Annotated in this window: 18 protein-coding genes; 8 read left to right on the forward strand and 10 right to left on the reverse strand. The window is 70.3% G+C overall.

Annotated features, from left to right (window positions below; all coding sequences use genetic code 11):
- Window positions 1-223 precede the first annotated feature (223 nt).
- From BCR15_RS08575 to BCR15_RS08585, 3 genes are all read left to right on the forward strand, one after another.
- Window positions 224-1,231, forward strand: a complete 1,008-nt coding sequence (locus tag BCR15_RS08575; RefSeq protein WP_068751792.1) for a TerC family protein — start codon at window positions 224-226, stop codon at window positions 1,229-1,231.
- Window positions 1,232-1,333: 102 nt separating this feature from the next.
- Window positions 1,334-2,320: an SPFH domain-containing protein gene (locus BCR15_RS08580; RefSeq protein ID WP_068751793.1), complete on the forward strand. Its 987-nt coding sequence runs from the start codon at window positions 1,334-1,336 to the stop codon at window positions 2,318-2,320.
- Window positions 2,321-2,323: 3 nt separating this feature from the next.
- Window positions 2,324-2,518, forward strand: coding sequence for a type II toxin-antitoxin system antitoxin (locus BCR15_RS08585; protein ID WP_068751794.1), 195 nt, complete (start codon window positions 2,324-2,326; stop codon window positions 2,516-2,518).
- A 10-nt stretch (window positions 2,519-2,528) separates the two neighbouring features.
- Here the strand turns inward: BCR15_RS08585 and BCR15_RS08590 are convergent, their stop codons facing one another.
- Window positions 2,529-3,449, reverse strand: a complete 921-nt coding sequence (locus BCR15_RS08590) for a hypothetical protein (protein ID WP_068751795.1) — start codon at window positions 3,447-3,449, stop codon at window positions 2,529-2,531.
- 105 nt (window positions 3,450-3,554) lie between these two features.
- Window positions 3,555-5,342 (reverse strand): alpha-amylase family glycosyl hydrolase, encoded by a 1,788-nt coding sequence (locus tag BCR15_RS08595; protein WP_068751796.1) that lies wholly within the window; start codon window positions 5,340-5,342, stop codon window positions 3,555-3,557.
- A gap of 192 nt (window positions 5,343-5,534) precedes the next feature.
- Here BCR15_RS08595 and BCR15_RS08600 point away from each other — a divergent pair, with 192 nt between their 5' ends.
- From BCR15_RS08600 to BCR15_RS08615, 4 genes are all read left to right on the forward strand, one after another.
- The gene (locus BCR15_RS08600) at window positions 5,535-6,335 is read left to right on the forward strand and encodes a hypothetical protein (protein ID WP_141680085.1); all 801 of its coding nucleotides are present in this window, start codon (window positions 5,535-5,537) and stop codon (window positions 6,333-6,335) included.
- Window positions 6,332-6,799: a phage holin family protein gene (locus BCR15_RS08605; RefSeq protein WP_068751798.1), complete on the forward strand. Its 468-nt coding sequence runs from the start codon at window positions 6,332-6,334 to the stop codon at window positions 6,797-6,799. Before BCR15_RS08600 ends, BCR15_RS08605 begins: the two co-directional genes overlap by 4 nt.
- A complete protein-coding gene (locus tag BCR15_RS08610) occupies window positions 6,796-7,449 on the forward strand; it encodes a DUF3618 domain-containing protein (RefSeq protein WP_068751799.1) in 654 nt (217 codons plus the stop codon). Before BCR15_RS08605 ends, BCR15_RS08610 begins: the two co-directional genes overlap by 4 nt.
- Before the next feature lie 515 nt (window positions 7,450-7,964).
- Entirely contained in the window at window positions 7,965-8,291 is a 327-nt protein-coding gene (locus tag BCR15_RS08615; RefSeq protein WP_068751800.1) for a hypothetical protein, read from the forward strand.
- Between the two features lie 3 nt (window positions 8,292-8,294).
- Here BCR15_RS08615 and BCR15_RS08620 read toward each other — a convergent pair whose 3' ends face one another.
- Window positions 8,295-8,885: a DUF6518 family protein gene (locus BCR15_RS08620; protein ID WP_068751801.1), complete on the reverse strand. Its 591-nt coding sequence runs from the start codon at window positions 8,883-8,885 to the stop codon at window positions 8,295-8,297.
- A gap of 105 nt (window positions 8,886-8,990) precedes the next feature.
- On the reverse strand, window positions 8,991-10,385 hold the full coding sequence (locus BCR15_RS08625) for an MFS transporter (RefSeq protein WP_228383358.1): 1,395 nt from the start codon (window positions 10,383-10,385) through the stop codon (window positions 8,991-8,993).
- 41 nt (window positions 10,386-10,426) lie between these two features.
- On the opposite strand from BCR15_RS08625, the gene BCR15_RS08630 reads away from it, so the two are divergent.
- Entirely contained in the window at window positions 10,427-10,969 is a 543-nt protein-coding gene (locus BCR15_RS08630) for a pyridoxamine 5'-phosphate oxidase family protein (protein WP_068751803.1), read from the forward strand.
- A 222-nt stretch (window positions 10,970-11,191) separates the two neighbouring features.
- Here the strand turns inward: BCR15_RS08630 and BCR15_RS08635 are convergent, their stop codons facing one another.
- The 6 genes from BCR15_RS08635 to BCR15_RS08660 all read right to left on the reverse strand — a co-directional run bounded on the left by BCR15_RS08635 (window position 11,192) and on the right by BCR15_RS08660 (window position 17,175).
- Complete coding sequence (locus tag BCR15_RS08635) at window positions 11,192-12,814, reverse strand: ABC transporter permease (RefSeq protein WP_068751804.1); 1,623 nt, start codon at window positions 12,812-12,814, stop codon at window positions 11,192-11,194.
- A complete protein-coding gene (locus BCR15_RS08640; RefSeq protein WP_068751805.1) occupies window positions 12,811-13,701 on the reverse strand; it encodes an ABC transporter ATP-binding protein in 891 nt (296 codons plus the stop codon). Before BCR15_RS08640 ends, BCR15_RS08635 begins: the two co-directional genes overlap by 4 nt.
- A gap of 369 nt (window positions 13,702-14,070) precedes the next feature.
- Window positions 14,071-14,739: a TetR/AcrR family transcriptional regulator gene (locus BCR15_RS08645; protein ID WP_078919930.1), complete on the reverse strand. Its 669-nt coding sequence runs from the start codon at window positions 14,737-14,739 to the stop codon at window positions 14,071-14,073.
- 95 nt (window positions 14,740-14,834) lie between these two features.
- On the reverse strand, window positions 14,835-15,101 hold the full coding sequence (locus tag BCR15_RS08650; protein WP_068751807.1) for an HPr family phosphocarrier protein: 267 nt from the start codon (window positions 15,099-15,101) through the stop codon (window positions 14,835-14,837).
- A 38-nt stretch (window positions 15,102-15,139) separates the two neighbouring features.
- Complete coding sequence (locus tag BCR15_RS08655) at window positions 15,140-16,201, reverse strand: 1-phosphofructokinase family hexose kinase (protein WP_068751808.1); 1,062 nt, start codon at window positions 16,199-16,201, stop codon at window positions 15,140-15,142.
- A gap of 206 nt (window positions 16,202-16,407) precedes the next feature.
- Complete coding sequence (locus BCR15_RS08660) at window positions 16,408-17,175, reverse strand: DeoR/GlpR family DNA-binding transcription regulator (RefSeq protein ID WP_068751809.1); 768 nt, start codon at window positions 17,173-17,175, stop codon at window positions 16,408-16,410.
- Between the last annotated feature and the right edge of the window lie 123 nt (window positions 17,176-17,298).

Here is a 17,298-nt window from a genome sequence, read left to right on the forward strand (position 1 = left end):
GGTCGGAGGGGGCGGCCCATTGTGCACGGCAGGGCGTGTATGCGAACTGCAATTCGTGGTTGACAGTTCGTGGGTGCGTGCTGTTCACTGGGACGCACGGAGGGGAGTATCCCCCAGGCGCCTCGTCGTCACTACGGCCCGCGATCGGGCCCGGCGAGCCGGTCCTCAACGTGGGCCGGGAGAGACCTCCGATCGGACTGATTCGATCGGAAAGGGACTCGTCATGGACGTCTCCATCTGGATGTGGGCCGCGGTTGTCGGCGTCATCCTCGTCATGCTCGCCGTCGACCTCCTCGCCCACCGCGACGCCCACGTCATCCGCGTCCGGGAAGCCGCCGCGTGGAGCGCCGTGTGGGTCGCGCTCGGGGTCGGGTTCGGGACACTGCTGTGGTGGTGGCAGGGCCCTGAGATCGGGCAGCAGTACTTCGCCGGCTACCTCATTGAGAAGTCGTTGGCTGTCGACAACGTGTTCGTCTGGGCCGTCATCTTCAGCTACTTCGCCGTGCCGCCGAAGTTCCAGCACCGGGTGCTGTTCCTCGGCGTGCTCGGGGCGCTGGTGCTGCGCGGGGCATTCATCGCCGTCGGCGCGGTCCTGATCGAGAACTTCTCGTGGATCCTCTACGTGTTCGCCGCCTTCCTGCTCTACACCGGCTGGCGCATGATCCGGCAGCGCGACGAGCACCTCGACCCCGAGCAGTCGGCGGTGCTGCGGCTGTTCCGGCGATTCGTCCCCATGACCGACGCCTACTACGGCCAGCGCTTCCTCGTGCGGAGGGGCGGCGTGCTGCTCGCCACCCCGCTGCTGGCGGTGCTGGTGCTCATCGAGGCCACCGACGTCGTGTTCGCCGTCGACTCCATCCCGGCGATCTTCGCCGTCACCAGCGAGCCGTTCATCGTGTTCACGGCCAACGCGTTCGCGATCCTCGGCCTGAGGGCCATGTACTTCCTGCTGGCCGACCTCATGCACCGGTTCGTGTACCTGAAGATCGGCCTGGCGCTGGTTCTCATCTGGGTCGGCATCAAGATGGCGCTCAAGATCGACGTGGTCTACATCCCGACGGCGATCTCGCTGGCGGTGATCGCGACGATCCTGACCGTGTCGGTGGTCGCGAGCCTGCGCGCGACGCGGGGAGCGGCCGGGCCTGCGCCCGCCGTCGAGGGGGCCGGGCCGTTCCGCATGGCGACGGAGGAGGAGCTCGCCGAGGCGGGACCGGTGCTGTCGCGGCGGTGACGCTGGGTTGGTGGTTTCCCCGACGCCGTCGGGGAAACCTTGCCGGCCGCCGGGAAAAGTGATATCACTTAGCTATCGAATTCTCGCGGAAGGACGCGCACCATGACCACCCCCCACCTCCCCGATCCCACAACCGATCTCGAGGGTGACTCCGTCGGAGGCGCCCCCTCGGGCCGCCCCGTGGGCCGCGAAGGTGCCCGCGTCGACATCGAGGAGAAGAAGGCCTGGTACATCGACGGCATCCTCGCGTTCTTCGTCGCCCTCGTCATCACCGGCCTGTCCGCCTGGCAGGGCGTGCTGGCGGGCATCCAGCTCGAGAACAACGACGGCGGCGGCATGCGGATGTTCCTGTCCATGCTCGCGTTCCTGCTCGCCATGGTCATGTTCTCGTCGCTGACCATCATCAGCCCCGGAGACACCAAGGTCATCCAGTTCTTCGGCCGCTACATCGGCACCATCCGCCGCGCCGGCCTGCTCATGACCGTGCCCTTCACCACCAAGAAGAAGGTCTCGGTCAAGGTCCGCAACTTCGAGACCAATGAGCTCAAGGTCAACGACGCAGACGGCAACCCGGTCAACATCGCCGCGATCGTCGTGTGGCAGGTCGCCGACACCGCGAAGTCCGTGTTCGCCGTCGAGCAGTACGACGAGTTCGTCGCGGTGCAGTCCGAATCCGCGCTGCGGCACGTCGCCACCAGCCACCCCTACGACTACGCCGGCCCCGGCGAGGAGAGCCTCCGTGGCTCCACCGAGCTCGTGGCCCAGGAACTGGCCGACGAGGTGGCGGCCCGCATCGCGATCGCCGGCCTCGAGGTGGTCGAGACCCGCATCTCGTCGCTCGCGTACGCGCCGGAGATCGCCCAGGCGATGCTGCAGCGCCAGCAGGCCTCCGCGATCATCGCAGCCCGCGAGAAGATCGTCGAGGGCGCGGTGTCCATGGTCGAGAACGCGCTCGAGCGCCTCGAACAGCACGACGTCGTCACCCTCGACGAGGAGCGCAAGGCTGCAATGGTGTCGAACCTGCTCGTGGTCCTGACCAGCGAGTCACGGGTCACGCCCGTGGTCAACACCGGCTCGCTGTACACCTGAGCCATGGCCGAGCGTAAGGCGGTGCTGCTGCGGCTGGACCCCGCCGTCCACGACGCGTTGGCCCGCTGGGCCGCCGACGACATGCGCTCGGTCAACGCCCAGATCGAGCTGCTGCTGCGCGACGCGCTGAAGCAGGCGGGCCGGTCGCCGAAGGGCGCCGGCCCGCTCCCTCAGCGGGGCCGGCCACCCAAGGAGTGACCGACGAGGCTCACCGAGCCGACGTCACCCCGTGCGCGGCGAGCAGGTCTGCCACGGCGTCCGGCGGCGTGAGCACGGCCTGCGTGATCACCGCCCTGTCGCAGCGGAGTACCAGCGCCCCGAAGCTGGGCGGTGCGGTCGCCTCCGGGGTGCGGATCTCGTAGGACGTGATCCTCCGGAACGGGACCCGGGTCACGTTGTAGCCGTAGTTGGGGCGGCGGAAGAGCGCCTCGGCGGCCCGGGTGCGGTCGATGATCACCAGGTCCCTCGACGACGCGAGGATCATGGCCCCGGCGGAGCGGCGCCGGCGCCCTCGCTCGTTGAGGCACGGCTGACCGGGCTCGTCGACGTAGACCGGCTGGACGCGGTCCGCGGCCCCCGAGTTGAGCGCCAGGACGAGCGAGCCGAAGAAGTGGTTGCGTGGCTGCGCCGCCGGCGGGGTCGCCGCACGGGCCGGCGGCGTGGCATCGCCGTCGCCCCCGGACAGGACGTAGCGATCCACCTCCGCGATGGTCGGGTGCGACACCGCGTTGTACTCGATCTCCATCGCGCCCCCGTCGGCCAGCAACAGCGTCCATCGGGCCACGAGCAGGTTCGTGTGCATGATGGTCGCCACGACGTCCCGCCGCGACGCCTCGCGGCTGCTGACGTCGCTGTCGCCGAGCGCTGCCCGCAGCACGCGCACCGTGTCCGGGAACACCGCGATCACCGACTCGTACAGGTCCATTCCGGGTTTGATCTTCGCCCGGTCGATGGGGCGGGGCACCTTGAGGAGGTGGCGCGCGCCCTCCAGCTCCGGCCACCAGGGGTGGAACCGACGGGGGAGGTCGGCCGGGTCGGTGACCTCGAGGATCCACGGCCCGAACGTGTCATACTCGCGCAGATCGTCGGGGTCCGCCGCCGCTCGCCATTGAGGAATCTTGGCCATCATCAGGCTCCCATGTGCGCGACGGTGAGGTCGTCGTCGGCCCGTCCCTGAGGCGCAGTACCCACCCGATTCTACCGTCGCGGCGCACGGGGGGACACCTCCGATCGGTCAGGCGTCCTGGCTGTAGATGAGGACCGAGTAGGGCGCGATCGAGATGTTCGCGTGCGCTCCCATGCCGTCCTCACCGGTGTCGTCGTGGGCCGTCGCATCGAAGCTGTCGAAGTCGCCGAACAACGAGCTGTAGAGCCTGGCGTCGCTGTTGAAGCGCAGCTTCCACAAGCCGCCGTGCGGCATGCCGACCCGGTAGTCGGTGTAGGTCTCCGTGCTGAGGTTGACCACCACGACGACGTCATCGCCGGCCCCGTGGTCCAGCCACCGCTGGAACACGATCACGTTGTCGGCCTCGTTGACGTGATAGATGTTCAGCCCGCGGCCCGTCAGGCCCCGCGTCACCCCGCCGCGGTTCAGGCGCAGGTCGATGAGGTCCTTGTACAGCTTCGTGATGCCGCGGAACCGCTCGATCCGGTCCCAGTCCAGGGGGTCGTCGTCGGAGAACCATCCGCCCTCGAGGGCCTCTTGCCCCTGGAAGATCATCGGGATGCCGGGACTCGTCATCACCAGCGCCCCGCCGACGGTGGAGCGCTTCTGCGCGAACCATCCGTCGGCATTGCCCGGGTCGATCTCGTGCGGCACGCGCGCGGATCCGTTGGCCACCTCGTCGTGCGACTCGGTGTAGACGACCCGGCGGAACGGGTCGCCGTCGTAGTTGTGCGCGATGGCATCCGCGATCGAGGCGAGGGAGCGCTCCTCGTCCGTCATCGCTGTGATGGCGTGCCGGACGGGGTGCACGAACTCCGCGTCCCACTGCGCGTGGAACCCGGCGCCGAAGTCCTCCGTACCGACGATGCGGTCGTGGCCGTGCAGATCCTCCGCGATCGAGATGCGGCCCGGGTACTCACTCCGCATCGAATCGGTGATCCAGCGCATCAGGCCAAAGCCCTCCTCGAGCTCGAACCCGCCGCCGGAGACCGAGCGCATGTAGGGCGTCATGTCGAGGCGCAGACCGTCGACGTGGTACTCGCGCAGCCACATCATCGCGTTGTCGTGGATGAAGCGGCGCACCTCCTCGCGGCCGTAGTCCGGGCGCGTGTCGCCCCAGGGGGTCGCTGAGCGGTCGTCGTTGTAGAAGTAGATCCCGCCCTTGCCGTTGTCGCTCCAGCCGTCGAACTGCCAGAGATCCAGGTCCGAGGGGCCGAAATGGTTGTAGACGACGTCGAGGATGACCGCGAAGCCCTCGGCGTGGGCCGTCTTGATGAGCGTCTTGAACGCGTCGGGCCCGCCGTAGGCGCTCTCGACCGCGAAGATGTGGGCCGGGTTGTAACCCCACGACTGGTCGCCGGCGAACTCCGCCACCGGCATGATCTGGAGCGCGTTGACGCCCAGCCCCTTGAGGTAGTCGAGCTGGTCGATGACGTCGTGGAAGCCGCCGACACCCTCGCCGTCGGGGTTGAACGAGCCCACATGCATCTCGTAGATGACCAACTCGTGGTGCGGGGGGCAGTGGGCGGAGTCGCCCTCCCAGTCGAACGCGGCGTGGTCGTAGATCACGCCGTTGCCGACCGAATTGGTCACCTGCATCGCGTAGGGGTCGATCCGGTCGAGCACCTGGTCGCCGTTGGTGAGGTGGAACTTGTATTCGTGGCCCGGCGTCGCGCCCTCGACGACGCCGTACCAGTAGCCGTGACCTTCGTCGTCGAGGGGGTTGGCCTCGCTCGACCACTCGTTGAAGTCGCCCATCACGGACACACTGTCGGCGTGCGGCGCCCAGACGCGGAACGCGACCCCGCCGTCGGTGATGATCGCGCCCATTCCTGCCAGGGTCTCGTGCTCGGCCATGTGCCCCCTCCTCGATCCGTCGCCGGGACTTCACCCCGACGATCAGAGTGTGCCCGATACGGCTCTGCACGCGCTGCCCAACGCCTCGCAACATGGGTCTGACTGGGGCTGTGTTTCGGATCCGGGGGCCCGGGTATCGAGCTGATAAGGGCAAGCGCCCTCGACGATCAATCGAATGTAGGGAGGAAGACCATGGCGTACCCGAATGAGACGCCCTTCCAGGGAACTGGCGGGACGAACGAATACGGTGCACCCCAGGTGACGACCCCGGTGCCGGCGACCCCGCCGGCTGACGCGTGGACCACCCAGTCCCGGAGCGATTCGACCACCGATACAGCCAAGGACGTCGCGGCTCACACTGGCGACCGCGCCAAGGAGGCGGCCGGGACCGTCAAGGATGAGGCCGGCGCAGTCGCCGGGACGGCCAAGGAGGCGGGCGGACACGTCGTCGAGACGGCCAAGCAGGAGGCCGCCGTCGTGCTGGAGGAGGCCAAGTTCCAGGGCCGCCGTCTGCTCGACGAGTCCGTCAGCGAGCTGCGCACCCAGGCCGGCGCCGGACAGCACAAGGTGGCCGCGCTGGCCCGCGAGCTCGGCTCCGAACTCAAGACCATCTCCGACGCCGATCCCGACGGCATGCTGAGCGACTACGTGGACCGCGCCCAGCGGTTCACCGACGACGCGGCGCAGTGGCTCGACAGCCGGGGCCCGGACGAGCTCATGGCCGAGGTGCGGCGCTACGCGGCCCGCAAGCCGTGGCAGTTCCTGGCGATCTCGGCCGGTGTCGGTTTCGTCGGTGCCCGCCTGCTGCGCGGGCTGAAGGACGCCGAGTCCGACGACACGAACCCCACCGCGCCGTCGACGCCGCGCTACGACCCCAGCCCGGTCGCGCGCCGTCAGTCCGTGGTGCCCGAGGGCACGTTCATCGAGCCCGAGTCCCGGTATGAGGGCCTCACGGCCGAAGGCGTCGACCCCTGGCGGCAGGAGCAGCGATGACGTCGCCCTACATCGACCCCACTGAGGTCGACAAGGAGGCGAGCTACGCCCGATACAAGGCCGAAGACCGGTCCTTGGGCGAGATCGCCGGCGACCTCATCGACAACGCGACGACGCTGATCCGCCAAGAGGTGGAACTGGCGAAGGTCGAGGCCAAGCAGTCCGCCGCCAAGGCGGGTAAGGGCGCGGGCCTCGTCGCCGGCGCCGGCGTCACCGCACTGCTCGGCCTCATCGCGCTCACCCTGGGCCTCTGGTGGGGGCTCGCCGTCCTGCTCGGGACGCGCGAGGACCCGGCCCTCGGGTGGAGCGGCGTGATCGTGGCCGTCATCTGGTTCGCGGTCGCGGCGGTCCTCGCCGTCGCGGGCAAGAACGAGTTCGCCAAGATGCGCGGCCTCCAGGAGACCGCGTCCACCGTCAAGAAGATCCCGAACGCCGCCACCGGCCATGAGGAGAAGAACCGATGAGCACGAACCCCGAGGAGATCCGCCGCGACATCGAGCGCACCCGCGCCGAGCTCAGCGAGAACGTCAACGCGCTGTCTGACAGCGCAAAGCCCGGCAACATCGTCCGGGACCAGGTCGAGGGCGTCAAGGACAGCGTCCACGGCATCAAGGAGCGCATCTTCGGCTCCGACTACGATCCCTACGACGACGGCGCCGTCGGCGCTGTCGGCGATCGGGCAGGCGCCGCCTTGGGTGACGCCCGCGAGGCGGTCGCGCACAGCCCGGCCAAGGTGAAGTCCTCGACGCGGGGCAACCCGATCGCCGCCGGCCTCATCGCCGCCGGTGTCGGCGCCCTCATCGGCGGACTGATCCCGTCGACGCGCATGGAGCAGGAGCGCGCCCAGCAGCTCAAGGAGGCTGCGGGGCCGGCCCTGGACGAGGTCAAGGAGATGGCCGCGGAGGCGAAGGACCATCTGCAGCCCCGCGCCCAGGAGGCGGTCGAGAACGTCAAGGGTGTCGCCCAGGAATCGGGCGAGGCGCTGAAGGCGGACGCCGAGGTCGCCAAGCAGGAGGTGTCCGAGCAGGCCCATACCTCCGCGGACACCGTCCGCACCGACGTCGGGTCCAAGGTCGACGAGACCCGCACCGAGGTCGACGACGCGCGGCACTGACCAGCCGAGATCAACGGCCCCGTCCTCCCTGTCGGAGGGCGGGGCCGTCTCCGTGCGCGGGGTTACCGGCGGGGTGCGTGACAGAACTCACCGCAGTGCGTCGTATCGAGCCGTACAGGGGCGTGGGACCGCACTGGTGTGAGGTGTGTCACGCCCGGCCGCCGAGCGGCTGGATCTCGGGGTTGCCGTGCGAGGGGGCGGGAGCGGCGGCGACAGCTCGATCGCCGGTGGGACGTCCGTGACGCGGCGCCCCGCGAGGTGGCGCGCGACCTGGGCGCCGACCGGCAGGTAGTGGACAGGTCCTCCAGCGTGATGGGGCCCGGCGCCACGTGCGTGCCGTAGCGGAACCCGCGGAGGTGCCCGATGTCGGCGCCCGACTCGGCTCGGATGGCCTCGGCGATGAGGTCGTGCGACGTCCCGGAGAGGACCAGTCCGCGACCCCGTCCTCCCCGACGGTGACGTCGAGCACGCCGACGCGGGTGCCGTCCTGACCCACCTCGGACACCAGGGCGCCGGTGGAGGTGCGCACGATCTGGCGGGTCTCCTCGTGCATGTCGGACGACAGGACGATGTCGATCCCGGTCGACGGCGTCGACCAGGGCCTGGCCGCGGGTGAACAGGGCCTCGGCGCATCCCTGGATCGTGTCGCCGGTGTTGACCAGCACGGAGTTCGGGTGCTGTTCGCGCAGGCTCGCGACGAGGGTGGCCATGCGGGCCTGCCCTCCCTCCGTCGACCCGGTGCCGTCGGCGCGGACGTGCGGCCTGGGGACGAGGTGGCCGTGCAGGTCACCGACGTGGATGAAGCGGATCCGAGCGGTCATGGCACCCACTGTGCCGCGTGAAGCTCAGGCCATGCCGTACACCACGAAGATCAGGCGGGCGGCCAGGACAGCCGCGGCCAAGGCGGCGAGCCGGGCGCGCAGCGACGACAACCGCATGGCCGCCAGCCAGACCAGCACCGCGACACCGACCGCGGCCTGGGTCCACCAGTACGACGACGGGGTGGTCTCCGCGATGCGTCGCAGCCCGTGTGCCGCCTCACCCAGCGCGACGGCGGGGAAGACCGCGGCGGCGACTCCGCGCAGCGTCTGCTCCCCATTGCCCCGCAGCATCCAGACCGCGACCCCCATCGCGAGCCCGCTCGCGACGCCCGCGGCGCACCAGAAGAGCACCATCCGCATGCCGACGGGGAACCCCCGCAGCATCGTCGTGGAGTAGTAGCCGACCATCGCCAGCGGCCCGGCGGCCGCACCGAGCAGCGCGTGTGCCCACCAAGGGCCCCTGCAGGCGGCGGCGACGAGGCCCGCGAGCGCGACGACGGGCGCGGCCGAGTTGAACAGGGGAGCGAGGGCGTCGGGGGAGTAGGTCTGCCCGAACGACATGGCCACGCCCGCCGCGAGCGAGCCGGCCAGAGCGAGGGGGAGACAGCGATGCATATCCGTCAGGCTAGATGTCGCCAGTGTCAGAATCGCCGCCGAACTGCCCCTGCCGGGGGTCGTTCAGGGCAGACATCGGTGATGACCCCGGCCGCCAGGGCGGCGTCAGTGTTCGCCGTGGCCCTTGCCGAGCGGGTCGGGGCCCGGGATGCCGTCGGGCTCCTCCGCGACGCCGGCGTTCACGTCGCCGGCCGCGTAGGACGCGGTCAGGACCCGATACGTCCGGGTCAGGAACGCGGCGCCCGTCACGAGGAGCCCGGCCACGCTCACCAGCACGAACACGAGCGCGATGCCGCGGGCGTCGCCGTCGCCGAGCAGCCACCCCCAGTCCGAGCGGCCCTGCGGCGACTCGGCGTAGGGGATGAGCCAGAACTCGGCCAGCGGACCGATGACGAAGGCGCTGAGCGGTGCCGCCGACACCTCGACCGCCTGCGCGAAGCCGAACACCCGGCCCTGCTTCTCCAGCGGCACCACCCGCTGCAGGAGGGTCTGCTCGGCGGCCTCCATGAACGGGATGATCACCATGTAGGCGAAGACGCCGATGGCGAGCGCGACGACCGACTCCCGCAGCGTGAAGCCGAGACTCACCACCCACATGGCGACGGCGGCGATGAGCAGGGTCCGCAGCGGGTTGGCTCCCAGACCCCACTTGGCGATGAGCGCCCCGCCCACGATGAAGCCGATGCTGGACAGGCCGAACAGGATGCCCCACGCCTCCACCGACATCAGTTCGAGGCCGTACGGGTCGAGCAGGCCCATGAAGACGCCGCCGAGGAAGTTGTTGAGGGTGGAGAACAGGATCAGGCCGATGAGCCCGGGCACGGCAATGATCGCGAGCCACGCGGCGGAGAAGTCGACCGGCTTCGGGGCGCCGTCGGCATGGACGATGGTGGGTTCCGGGATCCGGATGAGGAGGAGGTGGACCAGGGACGCGACGATGACGCCGATCGCGATCACCGTCACCCATCCCATCCCCAACTGCCCGATGGCCAGGCCCGACAAGACACCGGTGACGAGCATGGTCATGCCGTTGACGGCGCCGACCATGCCGTTGGCGTTGGCGCGCCGGTCGGACTCGACGAGGATCGTCACGCAGGTGCTCAGCGCGAGCCCGCGGATCATCGCCAACAGCGCCCCGGCCAGGACCAGACCGGTGAACAGCCAGAACCAGGGGCGGCCGAGGTCGACGAGCGTCGCGGCGGGGGTCAGCAGGTAGACGGCGCCGGCGAGGACGAACACCACGGCGGTGCCGATCGCGGACCAGACCATGACGACGTGCTTACGGAAGCGGTCCACCAAGCCGCCGAAGGGGACGCCGAGGATGGCCATGCCGAGCATGTAGGCACCACCGAGGAACGACGTCGCCAGCACGGAACGCGTCTCGAGATAGGCCCAGAACGTGATGCCGAACCACAGGAAGCTCGTGCCGAGCATCGCCGCGGCCGTGTTGCCGAGGACGTGATGGAAAGCCCGCATGCGGTGCGCCGGGTCCGAGAGCACGAAGCACCCTAACACCGGCCCCGTGCGGAATACTCGCCCTCATGGGCAAGCAGTTTCCCGAGATCTCACCGAAGCTCCGCGCCTTCATCGAGGCGCAGCACCTGTTCTTCGTGGCGACGGCAGCACGGGACGGCCGCGTCAACGTGTCGCCGAAGGGCCTCGACTCGCTGCGCGTCGTCGATGCCCACCGCGTCGTGTGGGTCAACGCCGTGGGGAGCGGCAACGAGACCGCCGCGCACCTGCTCGATCATCCGCGCATGACCCTGATGTTCTGCTCCTTCGACGCCAAGCCCCAGATCCTGCGGCTCTACGGCACCGCGCGGGCGATCCATCGCGGCGACGACGGGTGGGACGAGCTGCTCGGTCTGTTCCCCGAGTTCGTGGGGGCGCGCAACATTTTCGACGTCGCCGTCGACCTGGCGCAGACGTCGTGCGGCTTCGGGGTGCCGCTCATGGACTTTGTGTCGGACCGCGACACGATGTCGGACTGGCTGGTGAAGAAGGGCGACGGCGGGTTGCGCGCGTACGAGCGGCAGCACAATCTGGTGAGCCTGGACGGGCTGCCGACGGGGCTGCCGACGTAGGCGTCGCGGTGACTGGCTCAGAGGGTCCGCAGCACGAATGACAGGTGAACTCGCCCCTCGACCCCGCCAGGGGGATCGAGGGGCGAGTTCGACGGCGTGTCGTGCTGGGGGGGGCCGGGACCGATCGGGCTCGGCGGGCCGGCGGGGCTGCCCAGCGGGACGGCGGGGCCCGCCGAGCCGGGCTGCCCCCGCTGGACTGCCGAGCCGGGCGTCGGGGCGGGGTCAGTGGCCGGGGATGTCGCGGTGTGAGAACCGCCACAGGCCGAAGCCGAGCAGCGCCGCCGCGACGACCGTCTGCACCACCAGGGGAAGCAGCGTGAACTCCTCGGCCGGCATCGCCGGCGTGTGCTCGAACGGGGAGATCTGTCGCGCCCAGTCCGGAATCTGCATGACCTCGCCGAACAGCTCGATCAACGCGCCCGCCACCACCGGGATCCACGCGAAGACCACCAGTCGGGGCGCCAGGGCGTGCAGCGCGGCCGCCAGGGCCAGCACCATCAGCACACTCGGCAGCCCGGCCGCGGCGCCCGCGACGGCGTCGCCGACCAGGCCGTAGTCGCCGTCGACGCTCCCGGCGAACAGCCCGGAGATGACGGCAGCCACCAGCCCGATCGCGGCGACCACGACGGCGATGACCAGGAACTGCCCGGCCATCCACGCGGCGGGCCGCACGCCGGTGGCGAGCACGGGCTCGGCCCGGCCGCCCACCTCCTCCGCGGCAACCTTCTGCCACGCGATGACCGCGAAGATCGCCAGCATGATGCGGAACATCCTGACGGTGAGCGTCAGGTACCCGCTCAGGGCAACCTCGGCGCCGCCCATCAACTGCTGGAAGATGTCCGGCAATTCGGCGAAGGCGTCCACCATCGCGCCCGTGAACGAGCCGTACATGAACGACGCGAGCGTCAGCCCGAAAGCCCACCAGAACGACTGCGTCCGCTGGAGCCGCCACGCCAGGGTGAGCGGACCGCGGAGCCACGCGGGCGCCGTCGCCTTGCCGCGCCGGGGCTGCAGGATGCCGGCCCCGACGTCGCGGCGGGCGGACAACATGAACCCGACGGCGATGAGGATCGCGGCCGTCGCCAGGAGCAGCCCGACGGGCCACGACCGGTCGTCGTGGAACACCCGCGTCTGCTGCGCCCAGGCCAGCGGCGACAGCCACGACAACCAGGTCCCGTGCTCGCCCGGCCCGGCGGCCATGTCACCGACGCCGCGGATCACCCACGACGCCGCCAGCACCGCCCCCGCCAGACCACTACCGGCCGACGAGAAGGCGCTGAGCTGAGAGGTCACCGTCGTCACGCCCGCGAAGACCAGGCCCAGGGCGCCGGTGGTGGCACCGAGCAGCAGCGACGACGACGGTTCGCTGTCGTAGGCGATCAAGGCCCCCGCGATCAGGCCGCCGACCGCCACGTTGGCGATCAGGGCGAGCAGCACGGTGGAGGTCAGCGGCGCGTAGCGCCCGACGACGCTGGCCCGCACGATCTCGGCGCGCCCGGTCTGCTCCTCGAGCCGCGTGTGCCGCGACACCAGCAGGATGTTCATCAGCGCCGTGAACAGCAGCAGATACAGCCAGTAAACGCTGGCGAAGATGATCTGGTGCGTGAGTTCCGTCGGGGCGACGTCGACGCCGTAGCCAGGTCCGGTGAACAGCGTCAGCGACGGGTTGGCGATCAGCCCGACGATGGGCGCCAGGTCCTCGGGAGTGGCGAAGATCGTCTTGTACGCCGTCATCATGTACGGCACGAACGCGGCCAGGCCGAGCACCCAGATGGAAAGCTTCACCCGGTCCCGGCGGGCGGCGAACCGCAGCAGCGGCCCCGTGGCGGTCAGGGTCTCGCTCATCGGGTGGCCTCGCCGTAGTGACGCAGCAGCATCTGCTCGAGTGTCGGCGGATGCGCCACGATGGACTGCAGCCCCGCGGCGCTGAGCTGCGACATGACGCTGCCGATGTGCTCGCCGTCGACCTCCATCGTGACGCGGTCGCCGTCGACCTGGGCGTGGTGCACCCCGGTCATGTGCGCCAGTCCGTTGACCGGAGCGGTCGTGGTCGCCTGGATGGTGGTGCGACGCAGGTGCCGCATGCTGGCCAGCGTGCCCGTCTCGACGATGCTGCCCTCGCGGATGATCGACACCGTGTGGGCCAGCGCCTCCACCTGACCGAGGATGTGGCTGGAGAGCAGCACCGTGGCCCCGCGGGCCACGAGCCCACGGATCTCGTCCTGGAAGATCGCCTCCATCAGCGGATCGAGGCCGGAGGTGGGTTCGTCGAGGATGTAGAGATCGGCGCGGCTCGCGAGCGCCGCCACCAGCGCGACCTTCTGCCGGTTGCCCTTCGAGTAGGTGCGGCCCTTCTTCGTGCGGTCCAGATCGAAGCGCTCGCAGAGTTCGGCGATGCGCGTCGGCTCGCCGTCGCCGCGCAGCCGGGTCAGGATGTCGATCGCCTCGCCGCCCGTGAGCTGGGGCCAGAGTTCGACGTCACCGGGGACGTAGGCGATGCGACGGTGGAGGTCGACGGCGTCGCGGATCGGGTGGCCGCCGAGCACCGTCGCGGTGCCGGTGTCGGGGCGGATCAGGCCGAGGAGGATGCGGATGGTCGTGGTCTTGCCGGCGCCGTTGGGGCCGAGGAAGCCGTGGACCTCGCCCTCGCGGACGTCGAGGCTGAGCCGGTCGAGCGCGACCGTGCGGCCGAAGGTCTTGGTGAGATCGCGGATCTCGATGGAGTTGGTCATGGTGTGCCTTGGGGTTGGGGCTGGGGGGATTGGGTTGGGGGATCGACGCCTGCGGCGTCGGCTTCGAGACTCGCCCGGGTGCTGCGCACCGGGCGCGACCTCAGCGAACGGGACGGGCGCGACCTCAGCGAACGGTGCGGGGGATCGACGCCTGCGGCGTCGGCTTCGAGACTCGCCCGGGTGCTGCGCACCGGGCGCGACCTCAGCTATCGGGACGGGGGGACCTCAGCGATCGGGACGGGGGATCGACGCCTGCGGCGTCGGCTTCGAGACTCGCCCGGGTGCTGCGCACCGGGCGCGACCTCAGCGAACGGGACGGGCGGGACCTCAGCGAACGGTGCAGGCGCGACCTCAGCGAATCGGGCAGAGTCAGTGGTCGGACGGCGGGGGGTCAGGGTCCGTGACGCCGTCGGCCGGGACTCGTCCCGACTCGAACGCGGCCCGGATCCGGCGCAGGAACGTGTCGTCGGCGAACAGGCCGTGCGTGAACAACTCCATGGAGGCCAGCGAATACCTCGGCAGGACCGCGGGGTCGAGAAGGTGCGTGCCGCCGAGCCGGCGGGCGACCTGCTCCTCGAGCACGGTCGCGCCCAGGCTGAACGCGACGACCAGCGCAACGGTGGCCTCGAGGTCCGCGGGGGTCCGGAACAACTCGGGGCCGGCGTCGAACATGTCGAGGGTGAGCTGGCACATCGCGTCGAAGAGCCGCGCGGCGCCCTCGCCACCCTCGCTGATGGAGGCGGCGATGTAGGCGTGGAACGGCTGGAACTCCGACTGGGACTGCAGGAGGGCAGCCGTGGTGTCGCCCCCCGCGACCGCGTCAGTCTTCTTCTCCGTCAGGCGGGCCATCATCCACTCGTCGCAGGCGTTGCGGAGGCCCTCCTTGCTGCGGAAGTGATGGATGACCAGCGCGGGCGAGACCCCGGCGGCCTCGGCGATCTGGCGCACCGTGGTCGCCTTGATGCCGTGCACGCCGAACAGCCGTAGGGCGGCGTCGCGGATCCGCGCATGGGCCTGGAGGTCGTCGGCTGAACTCACGTTCAATAGTCTGAACGCGTGTTCAGCCCCTGTCAAGCGACACGGCGGGGCCGGCCCTCATCCTCAGGCCGGTGTGCGCTCTGGTCGGTGAGGGGTCACTCCGCGTCGAGGTCGCTCTCGATGAGCGCGGCGATTTTCGCGACCGCGTCCTCGTCGTCCGACTCGACGACCACGCGGGCCCCCTGCTCGGCGCCGAGCGTCATGATCAGCAGCGACGACGCGGCGTCGACCGGCTCCTCGTCGCTGCCTTCGAGCTTCAGCGTCACCTCGACGTCGAGCTTCGCGGCGGCCTCGGCGACGATCGAGGCGGGGCGGGCGTGCAGGCCGACGGCGGACCCGACGGTGGCAATCGTGTGCGGCATGGCTGGTCTCCTTCTTCGGGGTTGGTGGGGTTGGGCGGTCACACAGCGGTGGCCGGCGAACTGCTTGGCGGCGCGTACTGCCACGGTACCGCCGAGGGGGCTGCCGGGCGCGGCTCCTGCGCCACGGCGCTCACGCGCACGGCGTTGCTCGAGAGATCCGTCGGCGTCGGGAGGGTCGTGCCGGGGAGGCCGGCGGCGGCCGACCCGTACGCGACGGCGTCGGCCAGACACCGCGCCGGGGCGCGTCCCGCGAGGTGGGCGAGGATGAAGCCCGCGACGGAGGAGTCCCCGGCCCCGACGGTGCTGCGTACCTCGGTGGGGGGCGGGGAGGCGCGCCAGGCGCCGTCGGCGGTGACGAGGACCGCCCCGGCTCCGCCGACGGTGACGACCACGTTCGCGACGCCGCGGGCTTGGAGCGCGGCGGCCGCCGCGACGATGTCGCTGACGTCGCCGCCCGGCTCGGGCTCAGCCAGGGCGAGGCCCGTCAGCTGGGCGAGCTCGTCGGCGTTGGGTTTGAGCAGGTCGATCGGCGCGTCGGCGAGGGCTGCGACGACGGCGTCGAGGGAGTCGTCGGAGGTGTCGACGGCGATCCGGCATCCGACGGCCCGCACCCGGCGGATCAGCCGTGCGTACCAGTCGGCGGGAGCGCCGGGAGGGAGGGAGCCGGACAGGACGACCCACTCGGCGGACCGGGCGGCGTCGAGGAGTTCGGCCTCGGCGGCGGCGAGGTCGCCGTCGGACAGGCGCGGACCCGGCTCGTTGACCTTGGTGGTCGTCCCGTCGGGCTCGGTGAGGGTGGTGTTGGTGCGCGAGTGCCGGGCGACGGCGGGCGTCGAGACGGCCATGCCTACCGGGCTGGTCTCGCCGAGCAGGGCGAGGTAGGCGTCATCGCGGAACGGCAGGACGGCGTGGGCCGGCACGCCGCTCGACGCGACGACCCACGCCACGTTGACACCCTTGCCCGCGGCCTGTTCGGTGGCGGTGAGGGCGCGCTGGACCCCGCCCCGCTGGAGGGGCTCGTCGAGGGTGACGGTGCGGTCGATGCTCGGGTTCGGCGTGAAGGTCACGACCCGGGTGGTGCTCTGCGTGGTCTCGTCCATGTCCGCTTCCTCGAGGTACGTGGGTACCTCTGTGTATACATGGGTTTACGTGGGAATGCAACCCAAACACAGAATAAACCAACACAAACAGGACCGGTGGTCTGGATGCTCCGGGTGGTCGCGGGCAGGGACGGTGCCCTGGCTGTCAGGTTTCGCCGGGACTACCCGGCAGAACCTGACGCGGTGTCGTCGGCCGCGGAGTCCGGTCAGGCGATGTCGACCCGCAGGCCCGCAGCGCGGAGCTCGGCCGCAGCCTCGGCGGGGAGCCCGGAGTCGGTCACCAGGGCGTCCACGTCGTCGAGGGCGGCGAAGCGCACGAGATAGTCGGCGTCGAGCTTGCTGGAATCGGCCAGCACGTAGACCTCCGACGCGCAGCGCACCATCTGCTCCTTGATCGCGGCCTCGGCGAGGTCCGGCGTCGAGAACCCGTGGGCGACAGAGAACCCGTTGGTGCCGACGAAGGCGACGTCGACGCGGAGCCCCTCCAGCACGCGCAGCGTGTGCGGGCCGACGGCAGCCTGGGTGATGCCGCGCACGCTGCCGCCGAGCAGGAGCACCTCAGTTGACGGCCGTCCGGAGAGCGCGAGCGCGGACGGGACCGAGTTGGTCACCACCAGGGAGACCCAGTCGGGCAGCAGCGGGCACAGCCGGGAGGTGGTCGTGCCGGCGTCGAGGAGGACCGTGAGGCCGTCGCGCCGGGGGAGCAGTGTGATCGCCCGGTTGGCGATGGCCAGCTTCTCGTCGGCGAAGGAGGTGTCGCGGGCGCCGACCGGGCTCTCGGGGAGGCGGAGCTTGTCGACGGGGACCGCTCCGCCGTGCACGCGGCGCAGGACGCCGCGCTGGGCGAGGGAGTCGAGGTCGCGGCGGATGGTCTCGGGGGTCACGTCGTAGCGGCTGGCCAGGTCCGCGACCGACACGCGGCCCTGGCTCTGTGCGAGCGTCGCGATCTCGTACTGGCGTTCCTCGGCGTACATTCTCGTGCCCCCTCCCTCTCAACCACAGACAATCCCATATACTCGGACTTGTCTTTCTGTCTGATTATCGCGGATTTCCTTGTGAATGGACCGCTCAGGTGGGATGATGCCACAGAACTAGCA

Origin of the sequence: Tessaracoccus lapidicaptus (assembly GCF_001693815.1) — a bacterium.
In the GTDB taxonomy this organism is placed as follows: Bacteria; Actinomycetota; Actinomycetes; order Propionibacteriales; family Propionibacteriaceae; genus Arachnia; species Arachnia lapidicapta.

Coding starts and splice junctions, on each gene's coding strand:
- BCR15_RS08575 (WP_068751792.1), top strand. CDS start 224: ATGGACGTCTCCATCTGGATGTGGGCCGCGGTTGTCGGCGTCATCCTC.
- BCR15_RS08580 (WP_068751793.1), top strand. CDS start 1,334: ATGACCACCCCCCACCTCCCCGATCCCACAACCGATCTCGAGGGTGAC.
- BCR15_RS08585 (WP_068751794.1), top strand. CDS start 2,324: ATGGCCGAGCGTAAGGCGGTGCTGCTGCGGCTGGACCCCGCCGTCCAC.
- BCR15_RS08590 (WP_068751795.1), bottom strand. CDS start 3,449: ATGATGGCCAAGATTCCTCAATGGCGAGCGGCGGCGGACCCCGACGAT.
- BCR15_RS08595 (WP_068751796.1), bottom strand. CDS start 5,342: ATGGCCGAGCACGAGACCCTGGCAGGAATGGGCGCGATCATCACCGAC.
- BCR15_RS08600 (WP_141680085.1), top strand. CDS start 5,535: ATGGCGTACCCGAATGAGACGCCCTTCCAGGGAACTGGCGGGACGAAC.
- BCR15_RS08605 (WP_068751798.1), top strand. CDS start 6,332: ATGACGTCGCCCTACATCGACCCCACTGAGGTCGACAAGGAGGCGAGC.
- BCR15_RS08610 (WP_068751799.1), top strand. CDS start 6,796: ATGAGCACGAACCCCGAGGAGATCCGCCGCGACATCGAGCGCACCCGC.
- BCR15_RS08620 (WP_068751801.1), bottom strand. CDS start 8,885: ATGCATCGCTGTCTCCCCCTCGCTCTGGCCGGCTCGCTCGCGGCGGGC.
- BCR15_RS08630 (WP_068751803.1), top strand. CDS start 10,427: ATGGGCAAGCAGTTTCCCGAGATCTCACCGAAGCTCCGCGCCTTCATC.
- BCR15_RS08635 (WP_068751804.1), bottom strand. CDS start 12,814: ATGAGCGAGACCCTGACCGCCACGGGGCCGCTGCTGCGGTTCGCCGCC.
- BCR15_RS08640 (WP_068751805.1), bottom strand. CDS start 13,701: ATGACCAACTCCATCGAGATCCGCGATCTCACCAAGACCTTCGGCCGC.
- BCR15_RS08650 (WP_068751807.1), bottom strand. CDS start 15,101: ATGCCGCACACGATTGCCACCGTCGGGTCCGCCGTCGGCCTGCACGCC.
- BCR15_RS08655 (WP_068751808.1), bottom strand. CDS start 16,201: ATGGACGAGACCACGCAGAGCACCACCCGGGTCGTGACCTTCACGCCG.
- BCR15_RS08660 (WP_068751809.1), bottom strand. CDS start 17,175: ATGTACGCCGAGGAACGCCAGTACGAGATCGCGACGCTCGCACAGAGC.